This is a genomic window from Methanobacterium alkalithermotolerans (genome assembly GCF_018141185.1).
Taxonomy (GTDB): domain Archaea; phylum Methanobacteriota; class Methanobacteria; order Methanobacteriales; family Methanobacteriaceae; genus Methanobacterium_F; species Methanobacterium_F alkalithermotolerans.
Window position 1 is genome coordinate 1,484,253 of the sequence record NZ_CP058560.1, and the last position, 24,431, is coordinate 1,508,683.

At 36.2% G+C, this 24,431-nt stretch carries 23 protein-coding genes; 1 reads left to right on the forward strand and 22 read right to left on the reverse strand.

Going from position 1 to position 24,431, the window contains the following annotated elements; all coding sequences use genetic code 11:
• Window positions 1-31: 31 nt before the first annotated feature.
• The 21 genes from HYG87_RS07295 to HYG87_RS07395 form a co-directional block, all read right to left on the reverse strand.
• Window positions 32-1,336 carry a GMC family oxidoreductase N-terminal domain-containing protein gene (locus tag HYG87_RS07295; RefSeq protein ID WP_211532532.1) on the reverse strand — a complete coding sequence of 435 codons (1,305 nt, stop codon included), beginning with the start codon at window positions 1,334-1,336 and terminating at the stop codon, window positions 32-34.
• 17 nt (window positions 1,337-1,353) lie between these two features.
• Window positions 1,354-1,956 (reverse strand): L-2-amino-thiazoline-4-carboxylic acid hydrolase, encoded by a 603-nt coding sequence (locus HYG87_RS07300; protein WP_211532533.1) that lies wholly within the window; start codon window positions 1,954-1,956, stop codon window positions 1,354-1,356.
• A gap of 7 nt (window positions 1,957-1,963) precedes the next feature.
• Window positions 1,964-4,771 carry an SDR family oxidoreductase gene (locus HYG87_RS07305; RefSeq protein ID WP_211532534.1) on the reverse strand — a complete coding sequence of 936 codons (2,808 nt, stop codon included), beginning with the start codon at window positions 4,769-4,771 and terminating at the stop codon, window positions 1,964-1,966.
• Window positions 4,771-6,021 carry a polysaccharide pyruvyl transferase family protein gene (locus tag HYG87_RS07310; RefSeq protein WP_211532535.1) on the reverse strand — a complete coding sequence of 417 codons (1,251 nt, stop codon included), beginning with the start codon at window positions 6,019-6,021 and terminating at the stop codon, window positions 4,771-4,773. The genes HYG87_RS07305 and HYG87_RS07310 overlap by 1 nt, the downstream gene beginning before the upstream one ends.
• A 110-nt stretch (window positions 6,022-6,131) precedes the next feature.
• On the reverse strand, window positions 6,132-7,427 hold the full coding sequence (locus HYG87_RS07315; RefSeq protein WP_249164825.1) for a threonine/serine exporter family protein: 1,296 nt from the start codon (window positions 7,425-7,427) through the stop codon (window positions 6,132-6,134).
• A 96-nt stretch (window positions 7,428-7,523) separates the two neighbouring features.
• Entirely contained in the window at window positions 7,524-8,168 is a 645-nt protein-coding gene (locus tag HYG87_RS07320) for a YkgJ family cysteine cluster protein (protein ID WP_211532536.1), read from the reverse strand.
• Between the two features lie 50 nt (window positions 8,169-8,218).
• Window positions 8,219-9,352, reverse strand: coding sequence for a tetratricopeptide repeat protein (locus tag HYG87_RS07325; RefSeq protein WP_211532537.1), 1,134 nt, complete (start codon window positions 9,350-9,352; stop codon window positions 8,219-8,221).
• Between the two features lie 41 nt (window positions 9,353-9,393).
• The gene (locus HYG87_RS07330) at window positions 9,394-10,092 is read right to left on the reverse strand and encodes an anaerobic ribonucleoside-triphosphate reductase activating protein (RefSeq protein WP_211532538.1); all 699 of its coding nucleotides are present in this window, start codon (window positions 10,090-10,092) and stop codon (window positions 9,394-9,396) included.
• A 69-nt stretch (window positions 10,093-10,161) separates the two neighbouring features.
• Window positions 10,162-11,268, reverse strand: a complete 1,107-nt coding sequence (hisC, locus tag HYG87_RS07335; protein WP_211532539.1) for a histidinol-phosphate transaminase — start codon at window positions 11,266-11,268, stop codon at window positions 10,162-10,164.
• A 132-nt stretch (window positions 11,269-11,400) separates the two neighbouring features.
• Entirely contained in the window at window positions 11,401-11,877 is a 477-nt protein-coding gene (locus HYG87_RS07340; protein ID WP_211532540.1) for a gamma carbonic anhydrase family protein, read from the reverse strand.
• Between the two features lie 72 nt (window positions 11,878-11,949).
• Window positions 11,950-13,227: a bifunctional sugar-1-phosphate nucleotidylyltransferase/acetyltransferase gene (gene glmU / locus HYG87_RS07345; protein WP_211532541.1), complete on the reverse strand. Its 1,278-nt coding sequence runs from the start codon at window positions 13,225-13,227 to the stop codon at window positions 11,950-11,952.
• A 77-nt stretch (window positions 13,228-13,304) separates the two neighbouring features.
• Window positions 13,305-14,681, reverse strand: coding sequence for a phosphoglucosamine mutase (gene glmM / locus HYG87_RS07350; protein WP_249164826.1), 1,377 nt, complete (start codon window positions 14,679-14,681; stop codon window positions 13,305-13,307).
• Window positions 14,682-14,683: 2 nt separating this feature from the next.
• Window positions 14,684-15,916, reverse strand: a complete 1,233-nt coding sequence (locus HYG87_RS07355; protein ID WP_211532543.1) for a 2,3-bisphosphoglycerate-independent phosphoglycerate mutase — start codon at window positions 15,914-15,916, stop codon at window positions 14,684-14,686.
• Window positions 15,917-15,936: 20 nt separating this feature from the next.
• A complete protein-coding gene (locus HYG87_RS07360; RefSeq protein ID WP_211532544.1) occupies window positions 15,937-16,614 on the reverse strand; it encodes a TIGR00297 family protein in 678 nt (225 codons plus the stop codon).
• A 43-nt stretch (window positions 16,615-16,657) separates the two neighbouring features.
• Entirely contained in the window at window positions 16,658-17,245 is a 588-nt protein-coding gene (locus HYG87_RS07365; RefSeq protein WP_211532545.1) for a 30S ribosomal protein S3ae, read from the reverse strand.
• Between the two features lie 465 nt (window positions 17,246-17,710).
• Complete coding sequence (locus tag HYG87_RS07370) at window positions 17,711-18,043, reverse strand: NifB/NifX family molybdenum-iron cluster-binding protein (RefSeq protein WP_211532546.1); 333 nt, start codon at window positions 18,041-18,043, stop codon at window positions 17,711-17,713.
• A gap of 23 nt (window positions 18,044-18,066) precedes the next feature.
• Window positions 18,067-18,801 carry a class I SAM-dependent DNA methyltransferase gene (locus tag HYG87_RS07375; RefSeq protein WP_211532547.1) on the reverse strand — a complete coding sequence of 245 codons (735 nt, stop codon included), beginning with the start codon at window positions 18,799-18,801 and terminating at the stop codon, window positions 18,067-18,069.
• 19 nt (window positions 18,802-18,820) lie between these two features.
• On the reverse strand, window positions 18,821-19,390 hold the full coding sequence (locus HYG87_RS07380) for a flavodoxin family protein (RefSeq protein WP_211532548.1): 570 nt from the start codon (window positions 19,388-19,390) through the stop codon (window positions 18,821-18,823).
• Window positions 19,391-19,813: 423 nt separating this feature from the next.
• Entirely contained in the window at window positions 19,814-20,584 is a 771-nt protein-coding gene (gene mtnP / locus HYG87_RS07385; protein ID WP_211532549.1) for an S-methyl-5'-thioadenosine phosphorylase, read from the reverse strand.
• Window positions 20,585-20,712: 128 nt separating this feature from the next.
• The gene (locus HYG87_RS07390) at window positions 20,713-22,161 is read right to left on the reverse strand and encodes an RtcB family protein (RefSeq protein ID WP_211532550.1); all 1,449 of its coding nucleotides are present in this window, start codon (window positions 22,159-22,161) and stop codon (window positions 20,713-20,715) included.
• Window positions 22,162-22,314: 153 nt separating this feature from the next.
• Window positions 22,315-22,770 (reverse strand): archease, encoded by a 456-nt coding sequence (locus HYG87_RS07395; RefSeq protein ID WP_211532551.1) that lies wholly within the window; start codon window positions 22,768-22,770, stop codon window positions 22,315-22,317.
• 223 nt (window positions 22,771-22,993) lie between these two features.
• Here HYG87_RS07395 and HYG87_RS07400 point away from each other — a divergent pair, with 223 nt between their 5' ends.
• Complete coding sequence (locus tag HYG87_RS07400) at window positions 22,994-23,173, forward strand: hypothetical protein (RefSeq protein WP_211532552.1); 180 nt, start codon at window positions 22,994-22,996, stop codon at window positions 23,171-23,173.
• Between the two features lie 54 nt (window positions 23,174-23,227).
• Here the strand turns inward: HYG87_RS07400 and HYG87_RS07405 are convergent, their stop codons facing one another.
• Entirely contained in the window at window positions 23,228-24,355 is a 1,128-nt protein-coding gene (locus HYG87_RS07405; RefSeq protein ID WP_211532553.1) for an ORC1-type DNA replication protein, read from the reverse strand.
• Window positions 24,356-24,431 lie beyond the last annotated feature (76 nt).

A 24,431-nucleotide genomic window follows, 5' to 3' on the forward strand; every position in this document is an offset into this window, starting at 1 on the left:
TAATATTTTATTAACTCCTTACCTATTCTTTTCATTTTGCAGCATCAGGCATGCTTTCCAGTATTTTTCGGGCTACTCTAAGTCCTATAGCTGCAGCAAGTAACATGGTGGGCATTCCCTGCGATCGGGGGACCAGAGATAAATCTCCCACCCATAAACCTGAGGGTAATTGCTCTGACCTCATATTTTTCACATCAGCTGCTTCTAAGGGGAAGGTCCCTCCTAAATGCCCTCCATTATACATGCCCTGAATATAAGGTCCCTTTACGCCGGATTCTTTCATAATAAGACTGGCCATTGAGCTGGCTTTTTTTAGAGTATCCCGGTCTTTAGGGGATAAGTTTTTATCCACCTTTCCCTGTTTGTCTACTTTTCCCTCCTCTGAATCTGCCAATTTAACCATCATCCCCACCCGATCATTTATTGATACTTTTCGCCAGGGCTTATGAAACCAGTGGGATAGTATATCCACATAAGGAGATAGAATATAATCTTCCTGTTTACTGTACCAGACCATGGGGGGCTCTTTAAGCATCTTAGCATTTTTAAATATTCCTCCCATAGTAAGAACCACATCTGCCCATAAGTGGGGGGAGGTTTCTATACCTGAATTTTCCAGAATCTGGGCACTGCCAATTCCTCCGGCAGCCAGCACTACCAGATCACTTTTATAAGTATTTTTTCCCAGGATAGAACCTGTTTCTACTCCCTTAACTATTCCCTTCTCTATTATTACTTTTTTAACCGGAGAATTTATTTTAATAGTGGCGCCACCAGCACAAGCATCATCAATAAAATTTCTAGAATCCCAGCGAGCCCCTTTAACACACCCCAATTCACATAGTCCACAGGAAATACATTTTTTCTCATTAACTGCCTTAGGCGTACTTTCAGGATCAAGACCTAACTTTACCGCGCTTTTAAACATTTCCCGACTTAATGGTCGCCATCTATTTTCCGGGAAAGTTTCCACTTTAATTAAATTTTCCAGTTCCTGAAATTCAGATTCCAGCTTAAGGCCTATGTGGTGGAGACCTTCCTCGGCACGAACCAGATTACCGCAGGTGAGAACGGTGCAACCTCCAGTGGTAATTCCTCTAAAAAGTGCCAGATCAGGGGATGATTTTATAGAATTCATAGGTGGGAATATCTTATTTATATTGGATGCACTTCCTAAAATTCCTAACTTTCTAAAAGGCTCTGACCAGGAAACGTGACGAGTAAATGGTTTGAAATTTCCACCTGCTTCTAATATTAATACTTCTAAACCGTTTTTTGATAGTTCGCGAGCTATGGTAGCACCTGATGCTCCACTACCCACTACAATGGCCTTCATTTAAATCTCCTTTCATTTTAATTTTTTAATTTCAACCGGGCCTTACAGCAGGAAGCCCCTTCGGTAATTCTTTTAATAAATTTCATTTCAAAGGCAGGATTCAAACCTTTCAGAACTCCTTCATCTGCCCCACTTAAAATATGGCAAGATAAGGGGGAATAATATGATGCAAGCTCACAATGACTTATAATTATATGCGGATCTGTTTTATTATCCTGAAATTCAAATTCAATTCCTAAAACCTTATAAAGAATATGGGCGGCAATCATAACTTCTTCAAGATCATCTTTAATACTCAATTTTTTTTTAAATTCTAATCCCAGACGATAACCCACTTCAAACATAGCTGGCCGGGCCAACTCAATACTTCTTTCTTTGCCTATCAAATTTTCCAGTGCTTTGACCCGAATTTCATGACCTTGAATCATTTTAAGGCGTATATGATTTAAATTTCCCTTTAATGGAATGGATAAAGGATTTATATTTTTTAAAGAATCCGGGTCATGTTTTTTAAGAATATTATCCAGTTCAGCAATGGTTAAACTGGCCAGATTATTAAGTTCCTTTTTTAAAAAATATTCTGGTATCCACCAGGATGCCAGCAATAATCTAAGGTTCATCTAAAACTCAAAACTCCTTATTTGCTATCCCCATATGTAATATATCCTGACTTTTATTATCTGATTCCTCAGCATGGTACAGATTTTCTATGGTTTTTTCAAAACGTTGCATAATATTATTTCTTTTAAGTTTCAAATTAGCAGTCAAATCCCCGGCCTCAATGGAAAGATCATTTTTCAAAACCACCCATTTTTTCACTTTCTCTGGATTGGCCAGATTAGAATTAAGCTCATTAATTTCATCATCTAATTGTGCAGGTGGCTTTAAAAATTCATCACTCCACAAAAGTGCCACACAATATGCCCGGCTATCTCCTATCAGAAGAGCTTCATCTATACCGCTCAAAGATTTTAAACGGGTTTCTATTTTAAGGGGATTTATAGTTTTACCATAAGCATTTATCAATACTTCTTTTTTACGTCCGGTAATTACCAGGCTTTCATCTGAATTTAAGTATCCATAATCTCCGGTTAATAACCAGTCTTCCTGGAATAAAAATTTAGAATCATTATTAAAATATCCTGAAGTGGTTTGAGGTCCTTTAACCATGATTTCCCCATCTTTTGCAATTTTAATTTTGGTAAATGGTAATGGCTTTCCCACAGTTTCTAAATTATTATCTCCCCACCGATTAATGGTTATTAATGGCGCTTCAGTTAGGCCATATGCATTGTGAATTTCAATTCCCAGTTTTCTATAATCATAAAGGAGCTTTTCACTTACCGGGGCAGAACCAACTATCAGCTGCGCACAATTCTTTAAACCCGATTTTTTCAGTAAACTTCTTCTTAATATTCTTCTTAAAATAGATTTAAGCAGGGATTCATCTATTCTCAGATATAGTCTGCCCAGCCAGTTTTCTTCCAATTTAGTCCAAAGTTTTTCATAAAACCGGGGCACGGAAAAAAATATGGTGGGATTAATCCGGGGCAGTGCCTGGGATAAGTCATGGAATTCCTCCATAAAATACAATTTTAAGGGTGCAGGAGCATAATATGGAGAATAAGTACCTAAAATTCCTTCTACAACATGATTCATAGGTAAAAAAGATAAATAAGATACTTCTTTTATACGGTCTTCCCAGGGAGGCATGGAAGCTATAAATTCTCCCATCCACCGAAGATTCCCATGATTGAACTGAACTCCCCGGGGGGTTCCTGTGGTACCGGAGGTGTAACGAATAGTGGCAGCACTCTCAAAGTCGACCGGTGCATTTATATCCTTTTTATCATGATTTCCCATTTCCATAAACTTTTCCCACGGTATGATGTCCTCTTTAATCAATTCAGAATTAGAATCACGGGTAAATGATATTAAGGGGATGTTCAAATCCAGTTTAGATGATTCTTTTAATAAATCAGGGGTTCCTATAAATAGTATTCGAGAACCGCTGTCTTTTACCATTTCTTCAATTTCTATAGGAGGACTGGTATAATAGATGGGCACGGTTATTACCCCGGATAATCCCAGGGCCACATCTAAAATGAGATAGCGGGTACTGTTATAACCCACCAGTGCTACCCTATCTCCAGGGGTGATTCCTAAATATTTCAATGCCTGGACGGCTTTTATAATTTTATTTCTAATGTTAATTCCATTTTTACACTCGAATTCTCCATTCACCACGTCATACAAAGTAACCGGGAATGTTTTGCTTTTCAGGCGGTGCATAATTTGTTCATGCACGGTACGATCTGATCGATGAAAAAATCCGGCATAAATTGCATAGTTCAACAGGGGACCCATGAAGTCTTTCCAGGAAAGTGAATATGGTCCGGATAATAAATCCGTATTTCGGCGACTAAATCTTCGATTTTCTTTTATATATGGGGTTAGATGACTTAAAACAGATATTTGAAATCCTTTTTGATTTTTTAAGAAGTATCCTGCAATATCAAAGAATTTTTTAACAGCACCCATAGGTAGGCCTAAAAAAAGAGGAGCAGGCAAATGGATATTCCATTTTTCATTGGCCCACTGCCGGGTAAAATCCACTAATTCTCGAATAGAAGGTAATGATTCATCAGGGGCGGTTAGATGGAAAGTTAATTTCTCTGCTTTTTTCTTGAGGCTTAAATCAACTATGGTTTTGGAAACATAATCTACAGGCACCATATTTATTTTATTAAGGGGTGAAACAGGTATTAACTTCAATTTACCATTAAAATACAGCCTCAAAGGAACATAGATGGTATTGAAATTTTTAATGGCCCCTGTTCGGGAGTCTCCCACAATCATCCCGGGTCGGAAGATGGAGTAAGGGATTCCAGATTTTATAACTTCTTTTTCCGCTTCATACTTACTTTGCTCATAGTTACTGGAAAATCCGCACCGATCTGATAAATCATCTTCAAGGACTTCTCCTTCACACTTTCCGGCAACATAAGCGGTGGATACATGGGAAAAACGTTTAAAAGCATCTTTTTTGCAGTTTTTTGCCATTTCAAGCATATTAATTGTGCCCTGAACATTCACTTTTCTAAGTTCATCCAAAGGAGCATTTAATCTTAAATCAGCTGCTGCATGGATTATATAATTAGTTTTTAAGGCTAAATCCTGGTAAACTGTCTCATCCATTCCTAAATGATTCTTTTCCACATTTCCTGAAATTAATTCCACCTGATTATTCTTCAGGGCTTCTAATAACTCTGGAAATTCCCACCAGGCTCTTTTCAAACGAGTTTCAGCATCTTGATTAGTTCTACTTCTTACCAGGGCTATTATTTTTAAATCACAACTAATAAGCTTTAAAGCTATTTGTGTTCCTAAAAACCCATTGGCCCCACTTAAAAGAACATAATCTCCCTGGATCATTATTTTCCTCCTTTAAGAAATGATTTAAGGAGACTTCGATTCTGGAGAGAACGGGAATACTGATTTTCAAATCCACTTTCCAGCAATCTTTGGGTTTTAGCTGGATTTTCTAAAATCTCATCTACTTTATTTTCCACTTTTTCCCATAAATCAGGATCATCGTATTTAAAAAAATAATCCGGATACATTTTCAGCTCTTCATACAATATTTCCAGGCGGCGGTCATGTCCTATTGCTATTTGCGGCACCTGATGAGATAAAGACAATATGGAAGCATGATAACGAGAAGTAATTAAGATATCTAAATTTTGGAGTAACCCTGTCATTTTGGATGCATTTAAATCTTTAGAAGAAAAAATTTGGGCATTCTCTTTATTTTTCATATAAGATAATACCTGGTGAGCCAGGCCTTCATCCAGGTCTTCCATACAGATTAATGCAATATTCTTGTGGTGGATGTCCACCAAACGATCTGCCTGCTTTGCCCATGATCTGGCCAGTTTTTTTTCCAGCTTTTCTCTTTTTTTAGAATGTGAAAAATAATAGGGCCATTTATATTCATCTTTTTTCTTTCCAAAGGGCCTTAAAACCACAGGCCATAAATAAAAATTCACCACCGCCATGCCGGCTAACCCTCTATGTGGAGAGAAGTGTTCTACAATTCCATTAAGGGTATGGGATTCAAAATTTAAAGCACAATCTGCAGTAATTTTAATAGGGGCAGTCACCCCTACAGATTTTAGAATTTCTGCAGATTTATAGTTACGGGTTATTATGAGGTTACTTTTACTGGCTTCTTTTTTCACCAAAAACTTGTTTAAGGGAGATAAATCTCCCGCATCGACAGCATAAGCCAGGCAAGGTTTTTTAAATGTATGAGCACACCGGGTAGCCCATAGAAACGCCCATAATAATGCAGAAGTCCAGGTATCCATATAACAGCTACCTTCGATTAGCAATATAAAATCATGATTTTTTACCAGTTTTCGCAAACTTAAAAAATAAATAGAAGGCAATGGTACAATTTTAAGGTTTTTTTCTTTTTGCACATATCTTTTTAGCTTTTCTTCATTAAGGGTGGGTATGGTTAGCCGTACCTCTGGTCCTAAAGCCCATCGAATATCCTGGATAATGGACAGCAATCGGGATTCTGAACCAGTATTATTTGCACCATTATATCCTACAAGTAGAACCCGCGGACTATTATTATGTCCCGGGGTATATGATTCAGCTTTTTTTATAGGGAGCATATGATTTCCAGAATTAATTTTTTCCAGGACTCCTAAGACCTCTTTTATAAATTAGGGAAGGATACATAAAAATTCTCAGGATGAAGACTAATTATTTCTATATCCCTGACTTATTTTTTAAACTTTTTTAATTTTATTTTTTGCAACTTCAGAGGTTCGGCAATAACTGCTCCAATTAACAGACCTAAAGATATAGCCACAACACTCATAATTACCTGAATTACATCAGCAATTCCACTGGAATAGTTGGGCCCTATTAAATTTGCCAGTGTTATGAACCCCAGAGAACCGGGAACCAGTAGCCAGAAGGCAGAAAGAGTGGATACAAAGCTGGGTGTTCTCATGGGGGAACGCCCTATTAAGGCTCCACTGATGGTCATAAGCAGTGAACCAAAAAATGCCCCGAAAAACCCACCAATAAAATAATTACCCAAACTTTGCCCTAAAAAAGCCACATAAAGCACTATTATTACCCATGGAAAGTCTCTATTCCGCATGGACAAGAAAAGAAACATCCCTATACCAAAAAGCATAATCCCTATATAGGGAGCCCACCATCCAATGGTATTGGCCGCTGCTACCACCAGTAAATCTTCTTGAGGAAGCCCTATGATTTTAAAACCATTTAAAACCCCAAAAAGAAGCAAGAATAAAATGGTTATGCCATAAATCACCCTGCTTGCTCCTGAAATTAAATCTCCAGATGCTAATTCAAACATTCCGGTGGTCAGGGTGGCACCAGGTAAAAAATATGCCAGGGCAGGTATAATTAGCAGTATGGATCCGGTAAGGAACCCATTTTTCACCCCCCAAAAAAATATAATCGAAACCAGGAAAGAACCTATAACTGGTTTTATAAGAGCTAAACGGGGCTTATCTTGGGTGAAAATTAGTAAAATTCCTACTAAAAATCCCAGTATTCCTGAAACAATTAATTGCTGAGAGTTGGGTTGCAATAATAATCCTAAACCCACTGCAAAAAAAACATAGCCAATTAACATCCCGATTTTTCCAAAACGGTGCGGATGCGCATTGATTTTTTTGAGGCATTTAATACCTTCTCTAGGGGTTATTTCTGCTTTTTCAACTTTATAAATCAGTTCATAGAGCTCTGAAATAGTATTTAATTGCGATAGTCCATATATTTGATTTACAGTAGTTAAGGGGGATGATTCTTCATCCCCCACTTTGATAATTATGAATGTGGTAAAAACCAGTATCTCGGCCTTAACCTGATAGGCCCGGGCAACATTATATAGAATGGATTGGATGGTGGTTACTGATATGCCGGTGGAACTCAGGGCCTTTCCCAAACCAGCTAAAAATGTCAGCATATCTTTTAAGAAGTATTCATCCTGCAGATAGGGAATTAAACATACTTTTGATTTATTGGTTTTTATTTCCATAGTTAGAACCCATTAACAAAAAGGGGGAGATTAACTATTTATGAAAATTTTGTTTATACACTACTTATTTTTCAGATTTAGATATAATATTATTAATTAATTAGAATTTAATTTTTTCAGGGATTCATCAAATAATATCATGGACTTTTCCAGAACTAAGGAGATAATATAATTACAATCTGGCTGCAAGTGGGGGATGTAATGTGGCTTGTTTTCTACTTCAACTAGAATCAGAGGATAACTTTGACAGACCTGGGGTCTGCTGTCATAAATTGAACATTTTTTATCTTCAATGTCATGGAATTTGCAGGGAAGGTCCTCTTTAAACTTATAATGTTCTGGATAAGCAGGGTTAGCTATAATTTCATTTTTTAAATCAGGATTAAAAAGTAATAAGGGGTTTAATTCGTCCCGGTGTATGAATATGGGGGTGGATTCTCTACAACATTTCCCACAATTATTACACCATTCAGGGTGGTTTTGGATGATTTCAAAATCAGAAGGACCTCCAAAAAATTCTAAACCGAGGAGTTGCGCCATTTCTATTATTTCCTGCAGATCTTGCCGGGTTACACCATATTTTCTGTATTTTTTAACAGATCTCTTTTTTCTTAATTTTTTCAAAACCAGCTTTTGAATTAAATTTCTACTAATTTGAGTACTCTCTCCCTTTTCCTTTTTTAAGGATTTCTGGAGAACTTTTTCCCATAATTCCTCGGGTATTAAAAGATCCCTGAACATTTTCATCACCAAGAATATGATATTTTCCTTACTTGAAAAAAGATTTTAAATTATAAATTTTCCAGACATTCATCTTTTAATACCCGGGCATCATCATTAGAAGGATCGATTTGTAAAACTTTATTAAAACATTCTACTGCTTCATTAAAACGATTTAATTCCATTAAAGCCACGCCTTTATTGCTCCAGAAAATATAATTATTTTTTTCCAGAGCCAGAGCATCATCATAACATTCCAGGGCTTCTTCAAATCGTCCTAACTCTAAAAGAGCATTTCCTTTTCTATTGAATGCTACTGAATCACCTTCATCTTCTAAACACAATTCTAAGGCCTTATCATATGATTCTAATGCTTCTTCTGTTTTACCTATCTCACTTAATAAATTTCCCCGGGCGTTCCATACCTCCGGGTTCTGGTAATCTAATTCTAGAACTTTATCATATGCTTGCAGGGCATCTTTATATTTTCCTAACATTTCTAAAATAAATCCCTGCCAATACAATATCACTGAATTATCTGGATTAATCTCTAATGCTTTTTGGCTTGATTTTAATGCTTTTTCAGGGTTCCCGGAATTTAAAAGAGCCAGGGCTTTGTTATTCCATACGAATTCATTTTCAGGATCTATATTTAAAGCCTGGTTATAACATTTAATTGCCTCTTCAAATTTACCTAAACGGCTTAAATTATCTCCTTTTTTATTTAAGAGATAAATGTCCCGGGGATCAAATTTCAAAGCAGCATCGTAGCACATAGCCGATTGATTATATTTTCCAGAATCAAATAAAATATCGGCTCTCTGGGTTATCATAGCTTTTTCATCAATTTTTTCCCCTTCCCATAATTCTATAGGCAATTTTCGAAATCTAATCACCTGAAAAAGAGTATCTTTTTTGAGCTCCTCGATATACATTTTATGAAACTCTGTTTTTAATTCTTTAGAATCCTTAAAACCTTCTTCCAGGATCAGATCATCTCTTTTTAAGAGTTCATGGAAAGTTAATATTTCCACATCTATAACTTCTGCTTCAAAAACTTTCTCCCTTTCTTTAGAAACCAGATTCCAGTAACAATGAAGCCTATCTCCTTTTTTAACAGGCTTTTTCCATAACTTCCTGATGGTCATTGTTTTTTTACCAGTAATAAGATCAATATTACGGCTTCCAAAGGATAATATTGGCATTTAATCACTCTAACTTATTTAATTTCATCTTAAAAGTAGTTTTATATGATTTCTTCCCCAAACTCAGAGGTTTTTATTTTTACTTTATTTAGAAGAGGCTTTATTTTTTTTGCCAGTTCCCCTAAAAATTCTCGGGAAGGGCTGGGAACAGATTCAAGAGATGGATCCAGAACTATTCTATTCCTGAATTGCTGCAATGTATATAAATCGCAATTTATTTCTCTTGAAATCTGATGAATATCTTTTTCATTAAGAAGGGTAGGTACATAGGTCGTTCTGCATTCTAAAAAAGTATTCGGAGAATTTAAAACAATTTCCATACTTTCTTCTACGTCTTTTCCGATATCTAAACCAATCAAATCTCCATACCTGTCGAAGGGAGCTTTTATATCCAGACTAACATAATCTACCAATTCAATAACATGCTGCAGCCTATCTGGAAAACATCCATTGGTATCCAATTTGGCTAAGAGGCCCTTTGAACGTACGTATTTCAAAATTTTCTTTATAGCAGTACACTGCATTAAGGGCTCTCCTCCGGTAATTACCACTCCATCCACAAATTCAGAAGCATCTTCAATTTTTTTAAAAATTTCATCTAAGCTTACTTCATCTCCACCATTAATTATTTCCGGGTTATGGCAGTAGGGACACCTTAAAGTACAGCCTCCTGTAAAAATAACCAGGGACATTTTCCCTGGAAAATCAAAGGAAGATATATTGGTACCACCAATTTTCATTTAGCCCACATTTTTTAATTAATTAATTAATAAGACCCTGCATCTCTAAATCATATTTAGTTTCTAATTTCAGCTTTCATTTAGTATATTTTGCAATACTTCAATGAATCTTTCATCCTCAGGAATGGTACCTACACTAACCCGGATCCAGTAGTCATCCAGACCTTTAAATGACTTACAGTCTCTAACTATTATCCCTTTTTCCAATAGTTTTTTTGCTATTTGGGACGAATTCATGCCGGTCTTACGCACATCCACCAGCAAGTAATTTGCTTTAGATTTAAAAACCTTCAAATGATTTATCCTGGAGATTTTTTCATATAGGAATTCTCTACTTTCAACAGACACCCGGGTTGATTCTTCCAGATAATCAGTATCTCTAAGTGTGGCCAGAGCCGCAATGTGTGATAAGTTAGTCAAACTAAAAACAGGCTTCACCCGGTGCATGTACTCAATTATTCTGGGATTAGAAAGCCCATAACCAATCCTCATACCTGCCAGCCCCATTACTTTGGAGAATGTACGGAGTATAAATAAATTTTCATATTTGTCGATAAGATCAATATTATTTACTCCTGAGAATTCAAAATAAGCTTCATCCACCACCACCAGAGCATCAGTAGAGCTCAATATGGTTTCAATATCTTCCTTATCAATTAAACCACCAGTGGGATTATTTGGGGAACAAAGAAATATTAATCTGGTTTCAGGAGTTATAGCACCAAGCACAGACTCAACATCCAGCTTATTTTCTTCCACATCCCAGCGTCCATAAACAGGGATGGCCCCATGAGTGCGCAGGGTGAATTCATAGTACATATAAGATGGCAATGGAACTATAAATTCACATCCGGGATCTAAAAATGTTTTTCCCAGAACATCAATTATTTCGTCAGCTCCGTCCCCTCCAATAATAACTTCCTGGGCAGAAACACCAGAATATTTTGCTATTTCTTCTTTAAGGTCTCTTAATCCCGATTCAGGGTACTGGCTAATTAAATCCAGCTCTCCCTTTATGGCTTCTATGGCCCGGGGTGAAGGACCCAGGGGATTTTCATTGGAACCCAATTTTATTATATCTTCTTTTTGGAGCGAATATTCACTAGCAATTTCTTTTATGGATCTACCAGGAATGTAAGGGTCTAATTCATTGATAATTTTCCGAATTTTAACCATATAATCACTTAAATTATTTTTTGATATATTCTATACTAAAATAACTACTAAAAATATCCTTAAAGCCTAATCTCTCATTTAACTAAAGATATATTTTTAAAAAAATTTACATCTGGCACATATCCCATCATATCATGGGCTTTCGTGGGAAAGAACACTATATCTTAAAGCATTTTCTTTAATAGATCTAATTTCTTCCTCATTAAGCTCTTTAATTAGACGGGCAGGCATTCCTATAATCAGACTTCGGGAGGGGAATTTTTTTCCTTCAGTGACCACCGCACCGGCCCCTACCACAGAATCTTTCCCTATGTGGGCTCCATTCAAAACAGTGGCATTCATGCCAATCAGCACATTTTTATCTATGGTGCATCCATGCAATACGGCAGCATGTCCTACTGAAACGTAATCTCCTATTTTAACTGGGTAATCTGCTGAGGAATGTACCACGCAGTTATCCTGAATATTGGAGAATTTTCCGATTTTTATAGGTTCTATATCTCCTCTTACAACTGCATTGTACCACACAGAAGAATTTTCATCAATTTCAACTTTTCCCTGGACATGGGCACCGGGAAATAGACGAACAGTGGAATGAATTTTTTTCATTTTAACACCCTTTTAATTAAATTAATGTTAATAAATTCATTTATTGTGAGGGAGACATATTCTGGCAATAGATTATTTTTTATTTTTATCAATTATAAGATGTTCCTGTTTTACCATGACCAGCTTTTCAGAATCAATATTCTTATGTATAACTGCTCCTGCCCCAATAGATGAGTTGCAGCCTACGGTCACTCCCGGGTTAAAACTGGAATTTATACCGGTCTTCACCCCATCAGCAAATACCACTCCAAATTTCCTTCTGCCGCTATCTACCTTTTCGCCTTTTATATTCAGTTTAATGGTCTTATCATCAAAACGAAGATTAGCAATATTGGTTCCAGCCGCAATATTACATCGTGATCCTATAATAGAATCCCCTATATATGAAAGGTGATTAACATTAGTGTGATCCATTATAATTGAATTTTTAATTTCAACTGCATTTCCTACTCTTACATCATTTCCAAGGAAGGTATACTTTCTTAAATAACAGTTAGGGCCTACATCACAGTTTTTTCCAATATGCACCGGCCCCTGAATATAAGAACCAGCTCGAATTACACTGCCATAACCTAAGACCACTTCTCCTTCCAGGGTGGCTCCTTTTTCCACCTCACCCTCTATTTTACCTTCCATATTATTTAAAAAGTCTTCATTAATTTTTAGAAGTTCCCATGGCTTGCCTATATCTATCCATTTTTTATTGGAAACCAGCCCTGCTACTTTTTTACCTTCTTCCATTTGGATCTTTAAAGAATCAGTTATTTCATACTCGCCCCGACTTGATTCGGGAGTTTTTTCAATACAGGAAAAAATATCAGGGTCAAAAATGTATATGCCTGTATTAATTAAATTACTTGGGGCTTCTCCAGCTTTTGGTTTTTCAATAATCTCTGTTACCTTATCTCCGTTTAACATCACCACACCAAAAGAACAGGGATCCTCTACTTCAGTAAGCACCATCATTGACCGGGCATTAAAGTCTGAATACTTTTGAATTAAGTCATATAAAAGCTGAGGGTCAATGATAATATCTCCATTAAGAACTATGAATTGTTCTTTAATAAATTCACGGGCATATCCTATGGCGTGTGCCGTACCTAAACGGCTTTTTTGAGTTATGTAAGTAATTTTAACTCCCAGGTCCTTCCCATCTTTAAAATAGTCTCGCACCATGTTTTCCTGATAACCCACTATCATTAGAATCTCGCTTATTCCTGCATCTCGAAGTGCCTCAATATTATATTGTATTATAGGCTTTCCTGCGACTGGAAGCATTGTTTTAGGACGGGTAAGAGTTAAAGGACGCATCCTGGTACCCTCTCCCGCAGTTAAAATCACCGCTTTCAAAATATTTCCTCCTTACTTGAACTGGATTATGATAAAATAGATAATAATTATTTCTCAGAGGTTTATTATTAATAAATTCATGCAAGTGCAGATTTAATAAACTCCGCTGAGATCTGTCTGATTTGCTCGGCCATTTTTTTGGTTTTGGCTTCCAGAGTTATACGAATATATGCTTCAGTTCCAGAAGGTCTTACCAGAACCCAGCTACCATCTTTAAATGAAATCCGGACCCCGTCAATATTATTAACATCCACCACATTGTCAAATTGATTTTCCAGAGAAGAATTTACCATTTCCATAACTTTATTTTTATCTTCACCAGCGCATGGTATTTTTTCCCGGATACTGGGATAATCTGGTATGGATCTTAATAATTCAGATAAATTTCCGCTGGTGGAAACAAGTTCTACCACTTTTAATGCCGATAATATTCCATCAGGGCACATGCAAAAATCAGGATGTATCCATGTACCGGAGGGTTCTCCTCCAAAAGTAGCCTGATTTTCCACAATTGACTGGGCTACATGCACGTCTCCCACTCTGGTTCTGATTATTTCCCCACCTACCGCAGCTAAACATTCATCCATACACAGCGAAGCATCCACGGTGGTGATTATTTTTCCACCAATGGCCTGTGAAATTAAGGCCAGTAACTTATCAAAGTCCGCCATATTTCCTTTTTCGTCAACTGCAACCATTCGATCCCCATCTCCATCGTGAGCTATTCCTAAATCGGATTTGGTCATTTTAACAGTTTTCATAAGGACATCCAGGTTTTCTTCATTAGGTTCCACTTTACGACCTGGAAAGAATCCATCAGGTTGGCAATTCAATGAAATAACTTTACAGCCTGCTTTTCTTAAAATAATAGGGGATAAATAAGAAGCAGCACCTGAACCGCAGTCCACCACTACCTTTAATTCCTGAGGTATTTTCACCATTCCCAGCACTTCGTTAATATACTGGTTTATTATTTCCTCTTCTTTTTCTATTGAACCAAGATGATCCCAGCTTTTATTCAGGAACTTTTGCTGGTGAAGCAAGTATTCTATTTCTTGCTCCTGTTTGATAGTATAAGCCATTCCATCCCTATTCCACAATTTAATTCCATTATCTGGGGATGGATTATGAGAAGCAGTAATCATCACTCCCGCATCTGCATTTAAACGGGAAGCGGAAAATCCAACCACAGGAGTAGGCACCATTCCCAGTTCCAATACATTGCATCCACATTCCAGTAAACCTGCGCATAACGCTTTTTCCAGCATATGGTTTGAAGTACGGGTATCATAACCCACTACAACTTTGCCTTTTCCACCTAAATAAGTACCTAAAGCTTTTCCAACATCTAAAGCCAGCTGAGTGGTAATATCCGATCCTATTTTACCTCTTATTCCTGAAGTACCAAAAAGACGAGGTATTTCTTCTGGGTTTTCTGCAGACTGATTTGACATTTTCATGCCCCAAATTTTTCAGATTTGTTCATTAAATCCAGCAGGATGTTCATCACATCCCTTCCCCTGATGCGACACAATCCTCCTTTGGTGGCGGAATTTTCATTAAATTTCTCCACTTCATCCACCCTTATTTCAGGGCCATTAATTACTATGGGGACCGGGTCGCCGGTGTGGTCCATAACAGATATGGGGGTGGAATGATCGGCAGTGAGTATGAAATAGGCTTCAGGTATTTGCCTAATTTTTTCCACCACTTTATCCACCTTTTCAATAAATTTTATTTTTTCCTGAAGATTTCCATCATGACCAGCTTCATCTGCTCCGTCAATATTTATAAGAATGAAGTCATAATCTTTTTTCGCATTTTCAATGATGCTTTTGGTGATATTATCTAAATTAGTGTCTATTCCACCGGTGGCACCATCTACCTCCACCACATCCATTCCAGCTAATCGTGCAATTCCTTTTATTAATCCAGTTTCTGCAATACAAGCTGAATTAAGTCCATATTTTTCATTAAATGGCATTACGTCAGGCACAGCCCCTGCACCACGGGGAAGTATTATATTGGCTGGATTTTCACCATTTTCCCTGCGCTTCATATTAACCGGATGGTCTTTTAACAGTTCATAGGATTTTTTCACTATTTTATTCAAAACAGCAGCTGTTTTAATAGCTTCTGGTGATGAATTCAAGGCTAAAACTTCTTTAGGAGGTTTACCATCATATTTTGGGTCAGAATCAGATACCTGATCAGATAAACCTTCTCCCCTCAACAGGAGAACCGCCCGGTGCCCGGTGGATTCTTTAAAAATTACTTCCACGTCTTCAAAGCCTTCTATCTCCATGGAATTTAGAGTGGATGCAATTTCATCTGTGTTTTGCCTTATTCTACCTGCTCTTCTATCAGTTATTATTCCTTCTTCATTAGAGGTGGAAAAATTACACCGGAATGCAATATCTCCGGGCATGACATCCAGACCAACACCGGCAGCTTCAAAAGGGCCTCTTCCCGTATAAACCTTATAAGGATCATATCCTAAAATGGAAATGTGAGAGGTATCACTACCTGCCCGGATGCCTGGTTTTATAGGATCCATGATTCCATTTATACCGGATTTAGCCATCTCATCCATATAGGGAGTATGGGCTGCTTCCAATGGAGTTTTATAATCAATTTCTTTCAGGGGACGATCTGCCATCCCATCAATTATCATTATTATCCCTGTCATGTTTTCACCTTTTCATGGCATTAAACCAGCAAAATTCCCAGAAAAGCACCGGTAAGGGTGGCTAATAAATTTACATGTTCATTATTTAGATAATTTCTTCGCTCTAAAACTGCACCCAGAATACTATCCATAAAACAACCGACGGTACCTGCAATTATGGATATCTTCAATGAAATCAGGGGATCTGGATAAATTCCTAAAATATAGGCAAAAAATCCGATAATTCCTGCTCCTACAATTCCGGCAACGGTTCCTAAAACTGATATTCCTCCATCAGTACCGGGATTAACTTTTTTTAGAGTGGTAATCAATCTAGGTGTTTGTACCACACCAACTTCGCTGGCCAGGGTGTCGGCTGTGGCAGTGGCTACAGAACCAATAAATCCCCCTACAAATCCGTCATAGGAACCAAATGCGGCCATTACAAAGGGAACAATCCCATTAGAAATAACGTTCTTGGCACTTCTTCTTCCTTCGTAAACACCAATTTCTTTTTTATACTCATGACGGTATTTGGTTGATACAAAACCTAGAATAAGAAAAATTAAGATTAAAACAAGCCAGTTAAAACCGGCAGAAAAAATAATTATGAGACCCATGACAACCATAAAAATAGATCCCCATAGATCCAGAGCACCTCGAATATAAGTTACGAGCCCTATTATCAGACAGAGGATCACATATAATGAGCTTATCATGTTGGTCCCAATTTTCCGGTTTTTAAATTAAATACTAAAAAAATTATTGTGGTTCTTCCAAGACCTTGGTTTTTATAATTTCAACTCTTTTGAGAGGATAAATCTTTTTAGCACGGTGATAAATTTCAGATGCTATTTTACCAGTTACCACAGCTTCTACCAGTTCAGTGAAACTTTTATCTGCAACAATTTTCTTTAAGAGTTCATCTATAGTTTCTCGCATGAACTTTTGCTGGGATGACTTGGCCCGGCGAGTGGTAATGGCCAGCACATGCAATTTTATTTTATAGCCTTCTTTGGTTTCCACAATAACCGGAGCATCTATTCGGCTGCTTCCCCGCCTAATCATGCTTCTTACATAATCAGTGGTCACTTCATGCCCGATGAACTTGGTATGTGCAGTATCTCCCACCACATTTTTTACCTGGAACTTTAATTTTACATATTGTTTGGAAAAGTCACCAGCTAACTCTCTCATGGTGGCTTCCACTTTCCTTTTTACTAGAAAATCAGGGTCTCTTGAAGGAGTAATTCCTATTTCATCTTCTCCAAATCCTTCTGGACTAATTATTCTGTACCATTGTTTTTCTTTCCATGTATCTCTTACTCTTCTTCGTCTAGCTTTAGCCATTATTAATCACCTTTAATTTGTGAAATATGGGGATAAAAAAATTTCCAATTGTTATTCAAGAACACTTAAAATTATATTTTAACATATAAATTATTCGCAATATCGAAATTCTTTTATAAATCCTTTATTTATAGCTTATAAATTATTTAAGTGCTTCTTATATTTCAAGGTTCAGATGCCTGCGTTAAACATCTATTAAAATAAACCTATTATTTATTGTCTAAATTTTCAGGAAGTTTATCCTTATTATAATTGAGAATTAAATCAAAAACCCGCCCAAGGGGTACCTTAACTTTTTTTATTCCTAGTATTTAAAAGTGTGGTACCGGACCCTATCAAAATCATCACTAACTTAAAATAAATTAAAAGCAATATTTACTAAATATGATTCTAATTAAAAATAATTTGGTATTTTAAATATTTATCTATCTAATTCTTAAAAATATATTATTAAATTTAATAGAATTATAATGGTTTATTCATAAATTCCACATGTTTTCTATATCTTTCCAGCACTTCTTCTGTACTTCCTTCATCCAGAACTACCTTTATCCCGGCATTTTCCAGACCAAATTTAGCATTCATCCCTGCCTGGGCACAGATTACCACATCACAATCTTTTATCATATCCAAAAGCATGTTCCATTGATGTTTCATAGAAACATCTATCTGTGATTTTCGATTTTCTAAAAAAGTTAATTTAAGATTTTTTTCATCAAATTCATATATAGGTAAAATTTTAGCCTTTCCAAAATGAGATACATTGTTTCCATCAGAAGTAGTAACTGCAATTTTCATTAAATCACCTTAAAATCATTAAATTATTTTAAACCTACAAAAACCGGGATTTGCCCAGAATCAGGATTCCAAATGTCTTTAGAAAATTCTCTGTATATGGAAACTGAGAAACCAGTATTTTTCATTATTTCTGATATCTGCTCTAATTCAAAAACACCAATGTCATGGCAGTCTATATCAAAATCAACCTTTCCTTTTTCTTTTATCAAAAAAACAAAATTGGCATGGAATATATTATCTTCTAAATGTGACTGGCATATTCTGGCTAACTTTAAATTGTCTTCCACTACAGTGTCAACCGATACCCTTCCTTCTACCCAGTTATTTTTATTTATTCCCAGATCAAAAATTACCAACCCTCCCTCTTTAAGATGGCTATAAAAATTTTGCAGAGCGGTTTTAAAATCTTCCAGACTTAAATTATAGTTCATCGCACTAAAAAGGCAGGTTATAATATCAAATCTTTTATCAATATTCAGATTCTGCATATCTCCTTCTATAAATTCAACATCAGGTGATTTTTGCCCGGCAATATCAATCATTTCTTTGTTAATATCCAGTCCCATGACTTTGAATTTATTTTTGAGTATATTTACATGACTTCCAGTTCCACAGGCTACATGTAAAAGAAGATTTCCTGTTATCTGCTTTTTCTGGGTAATCCATTCAATAAATTCACATTCTCGCCTATAATCCTTTTTTGAGTATATTTTATCATAATATTTGGCTAAATTTTTATATAATTCCTGACCGGGCATGCCTCCCACCTGGCAATAATTAATCTTTTATTTTCTTAATCAGAGAAGCCACGTTATTTCCAAAGCGCCTTATAGTTTCCAGGCCTTCTTCATCTTCTTCTACTTCTCCAGGAGCCCAACCAAATACCATGTTCCAGTAGGTGGATCCAGGAACAATCATATCATTAATAAAAAAGAACATGAGCATTTCCTGAATGGTGGCAGTATGTCCTCCTCTTCGGGCTACCGCAATAGGTCCTCCTACCTTCCAGCTTAAAAATTTATCAGTGGCTCGAGATACCATTCCGATTCTCTGTAATGCGGCCATAATGGATCCTCTTGCTGTCCCGAAATAAACCGGACTTCCCACAATGAATCCATCAGATTTCCTGATTTTTTCTATTATTTCATTTAGCCCGTCATCTATTTTGCACTTTTTTATTTTAGCACATTTAAGACAGGCATGACAGGAATCAATATTCATATTTCTAAGTGATATGATCTCTGCTTCCAGACCATTTTGCTCTATTTCTTTTGCACATTCTTCAAGAACCTGCATGGTGTTACTTTTTTTTCGAGGACTGGCACATACCAAAAGCACTTTTTGCATAAAATCACTCCTTTAAAAATATTCTATTTATTTTAATTTATATAACTTAACAAAAATCTTTAAAATAATATTTCCATCTTTATTAGTTACCATATCTCTAATTTGTATTTTTAAGCTGATTTTAAGTTTTTGAATACTTTTTACAGGATATGCCAAAAAACACCTTAAAAAGAAAATAATCTCCAATTTAAGAAATAACCAATAATATGAATTTTTACCTTCTGGTGATGTTATAAAAATTCAAAATCAGGCATAAGAATCTTTAGAATTAATAGTGGGGTTATAAACTGAAGCCCGGGAATTTTATGGCTATTTTTTTTATAAAGGCCCTGGAGGCCCATATTTGCCCCAAAATTCTAATCAAATAAAAAATAAATATTCCCGGTTAAAAATCTTTTTTAAGAGTGCTTTAAAATATAAACATCATAATTCATCCACTTCGGCACCGGCTAAAGCATGCTGGCAGGGACAATCTTTATCATAACTCAAGGACTTAATTGTGGATTCTATAAGATCAACCAGGTTATTTTTTCTTTTATCCATTATTTCAAACACTTCATCTATGGTTAATTTGTAAGGAGAGATAGATGCTGCATAATTGGAAACCAGGCAGATACTTGAATAGCACATTTCCAATTCTCTAGATAGTATAACTTCTGGTATTCCGGTCATGCCTACCAGAGTTCCGCCCAGGATTTGAAACATCTTAATTTCAGCAGCAGTTTCAAAACGAGGCCCTTCGGTACATACATATACTCCCTGATCTACTACCTTACCTGAAGATATCAAAACCGATCTTAAATGACTACAGTAAGGTGAAGTAATATCTATGTGGACGGTACGTTCATCATAGAAAGTCCCGGGGCGCATTTTAGTAAAATCCAGAAAATCATGAGGTATAACAAAATCTCCCGGTGCAATTGATTCTTTAAGTGATCCCACGGCATTGGTTGCTAAAATTTGAGTTACTCCTATCTTCTTCAAGGCCCATAGATTGGCCCGGTAATTAATCATATGGGGAGGATAATCATGATCAGATGCATGGCGAGGAATAAAAGCTATGTCCTTTTCCTGGAATTTAAATAATGATATCTCGGGAGAATTACCATAAGGCGTTTCAATTATCTTTTTTTTTATGTCCTGTCCATGTTCTGTAATTTCATAAACTCCCGTACCACCAATAATCCCTATCATTAATTCACCACCAATTTGATTATGATCATATCAAAATAATAAAAAATCCACTAGTGAAGTGGATATTATATAAATTATGCATGGAATGTTTTCTAAACTAATCTACATTAAAAAATAAATTAAGGGAACTAACCTTTGGCTACACCTAAAGGAACCATTTTAGCAACTAATTTAGAGATACCTGCCTTATGGACTGTTTCTACAACTTCATCAACGTCTTTATAGGCTCCAGGTGCTTCTTCAGCCACCACGGGCATGGAAGTCGCCCTTATGACAATGCCTTTACTTTCCAGGTATTTTTGAACTTCTTCTCCCTTATACTCTCTTTTGGCACCGGCCCTACTCATCTTTCGGCCAGCCCCATGGGCAGTTGACCCGAATGTTTCTTCCATAGCAGTCTGCGTACCATGGAGCAGGTAAGAAGCAGTTCCCATAGTACCGGGAATCAATACTGGTTGGCCAGTTTCCCTATAATCAGAGGGTATTTCTTTTCTACCTGGTCCAAATGCACGGGTAGCTCCTTTACGATGCACATATAACCTGGTGGCTTTCCCCTTTATTTCATGGACTTCTTTTTTGGCAATGTTATGGGCCACATCATAGAGCACACTCATTCCCATATCTTCTGCACTTTTTTGGAAAATTTCTTCAAAGGATTCTCTTACCCAGTGTAATATCATTTGTCGATTAGCCCAACCATAATTAGCTGCTGCTGCCATGGCCTTAAAATAATCTTGAGCCTCATCAGAATCTACAGGTGCACAGGCAAGTTGACGATCAGGTATATTTATTTTATGCCGTTTATAAGCTTTATCCATTATTCTTAGATAATCTGAGCAGACCTGATGGCCACAACCCCGGGACCCGGAATGAATCAGCACAGCTATTTCTCCTTTACTGATTCCAAATTTTTCAGCAGCAGATGGTTCGAAAATGCTTTCAACTTTTTGAACCTCTAAAAAATGATTTCCAGAACCCAATGAACCTAATTGGGGAATACCTCTTTTTTTAGCCTTTTCACTGACCTTTTCTGAGTCAGCATCTTCCATTTTCCCATTTTCTTCCAGATATTTTAAATCTTCTTCCCATCCATAACCATTTTCCACAGCCCATTCTGCACCCTGGTTAAGTACTTCATCAATCTGGCCTCCAGCAAGCCTTAATTTTCCTTTACTTCCTACTCCAGATGGAACATTTTTAAAAAGGGTATTTATGAGTTCTTTGATTTTTGGCTGGATTTCTTCCTGGGTGAGATTTGTTCTTACCATTCTCACTCCACAATTTATATCGAATCCAACTCCCCCTGGACTTATAACTCCTGTCCTGGCACTGAATGCACCTACTCCTCCAATACTGAAACCATATCCAAAGTGGATATCCGGTAATCCTATGGAAAACTTTTGTATTCCCGGTAAAGATGCCACATTGGCCACCTGATCCACAGCACCTTTTTCCAGATCTTTTAGTGAATTATCATCCAGAAAAATTCTCCCTGGAACCCTCATACTTTTTTTATAGTCGCTGGGAACTTCCCAAACACAATCTCTAACTTTGTTTAGAACTTCTTCCATACTCATAATAACCCTCTATAAATTTTTTTAAATTTAACTACGCCCTGATGGATATAATCTGCCGGAAATCATTATTTAATAAAATATAACTCTAAATAAAATCAATAAAAAAACCATCTGAACTTTCTATTCTTCTTTAATCTTTGATAAAGACACTTTTCATAAATCTAATATGACTCTCACCCTATATCCATTTTCCTCTATTACTTCCATCATATGGAATGTCACTGCTTTTACTTCATCCCGTCTTTCATGAATTTCAGGATTGAATTTTTCACCACGGAACAAACCATGGAGAATATAATCTTCCCCCTCTTTTTTAATATTCACCTTAAAATCTGAAAACACCATAAATTCCACGTCATGTAAAAATATGAGTTCTTCCAGGTAATCATAAAGAAGAGATACTTTATCTTCTGATTTAACTTCAATTTCTCTTTTTTCCACTTTCTGAATCTGAGAAGTACGGGTCATCACTTCGAACATGGCCAGGCCCGCATTTTCAAATGACTCTTCTAGGGTAGATCCATAAGCAAGGTAACCCGCATCTGCTGTTACATCAAAAAATTCGAATTGGGGTCGGGATCCATTACCTGAATCAAAATTATTATTCAAAATATAACACTCCTTATTAAGGTTATTTTATTGATTATAGATGATTAAATGGTTTATTAGCCTTATTTTAATTTATTAATGTTTATTAGTCCTATAGGGGTAGAATCGATTATTTATTATTGATATATGCCTGTGCTAATACCACTGATTACTTTTCATACGCTCTCTATCTCTTTTTTTAAATAGTTCTTTAAACAAGTATGCTTATGTGGAAGTGATTTTAATGTTTAAACTTAGCAAATCTGACTCAATTCCAAATTTAAGAAAAAAAAGGTCTTTAATTGATTTAGGACCTATTGACATTCAATCATGCATGGTGATACTCTTTATCACTATATTAATTCTGGCAAGCATAGTTTATGCCACTGCCATCCCTAACTCGAATTTCCCGGCAGGAGTATAAACTTACAAGACCTCCTAAAAATTTCCTGCCAAAGCCCCCATATTAATTCATGATTTAGAGGGTAACCATGCATTTATTGATTTCCTCCTGGTTGAATCTTAAAATAATCAGCCGGGAGTTTCCCCTCATTCCTTTTCCAGTAAATTTGGTGTCTATCAATCTTAAAAACTCTAATTTATCCAGCATCCTATTAAAGGAGGAATAACTACTTCCTCCTTTTTCCTTAAAAACCTTATACAAATCTCCCGCAGTTAAATTATCATCATTACATTTACTTATAATTTTAAGAAGATCCGATTCTGCAGATGATAGTGATTTAAGGGTATGCATGAGATTCACTGGCCCGCTGCTTTTTACTGCTTTTTCTAAATGCTTTTTTTCTATAGCACGTGAAGCTTCTGCCTCTGCAAGATTACCACATACTCTTAAAAGATCAATACCTACTCTTAAATCTCCATTTTCTGAAGCATAGTTTGCTATTTCTTCTAAAATTTCATCTGAAATCACGTCGGGATAGAAACCGGTTTTCACCCTGTCCTTTAAAATGTTGAACATTTCATGGTGACTATAAGGTGAAAAAACAATTTCCTGGGGAATAAAAACTGAGTTCACATTTTTGTCCAGAGCATATCTGAACTCTATATCGGATAGAATAGCAAAAACTCCGGTTCTAACTCCGGGAAACACTTCATATGCTCTTAAAATATCATAAAATATTTTATTGGCATTTTTACTGTGGAAAAGGTAATTAACATCATCTAAAGCAATTACCAGAGCTTTTTTATCAGACGCCAGTTTTTGCATAATACTGTGATATATCCTTGAAAATGGAACTCCTGTTTCAGGAGGATAATGTCCGAAAATCTTATGGTAAATCTGGGAAAAAATTCCAAATCGGGTGGTATGAAGCTGACAATTTATATAACAACAAACTATCTGTTCAGAACTGCTTTCAACCATTTCAAAGACTTTTTTAATTGCAGTGGTCTTGCCGGTGGCACATGAACCAAGTATAACTGAATTAACTGGTCTTCCTTCTTTTAAAGCAGGACGGATACAAATGGCAAGGGCTTCCATCTGGGAATCTCGATAATTATAATTTTTAGGAACATAATCCGGATTAAAGGCATTAATATCCTTAAAAATGGTTTCATCATGTAGCAGGATGTCTTTTATATCCATAACATTACCTTTGTTTTACCTGATATAAATTCTATTAAATAATTGCCTCATGGAAAATTTTAATTTGGCTGTTTCT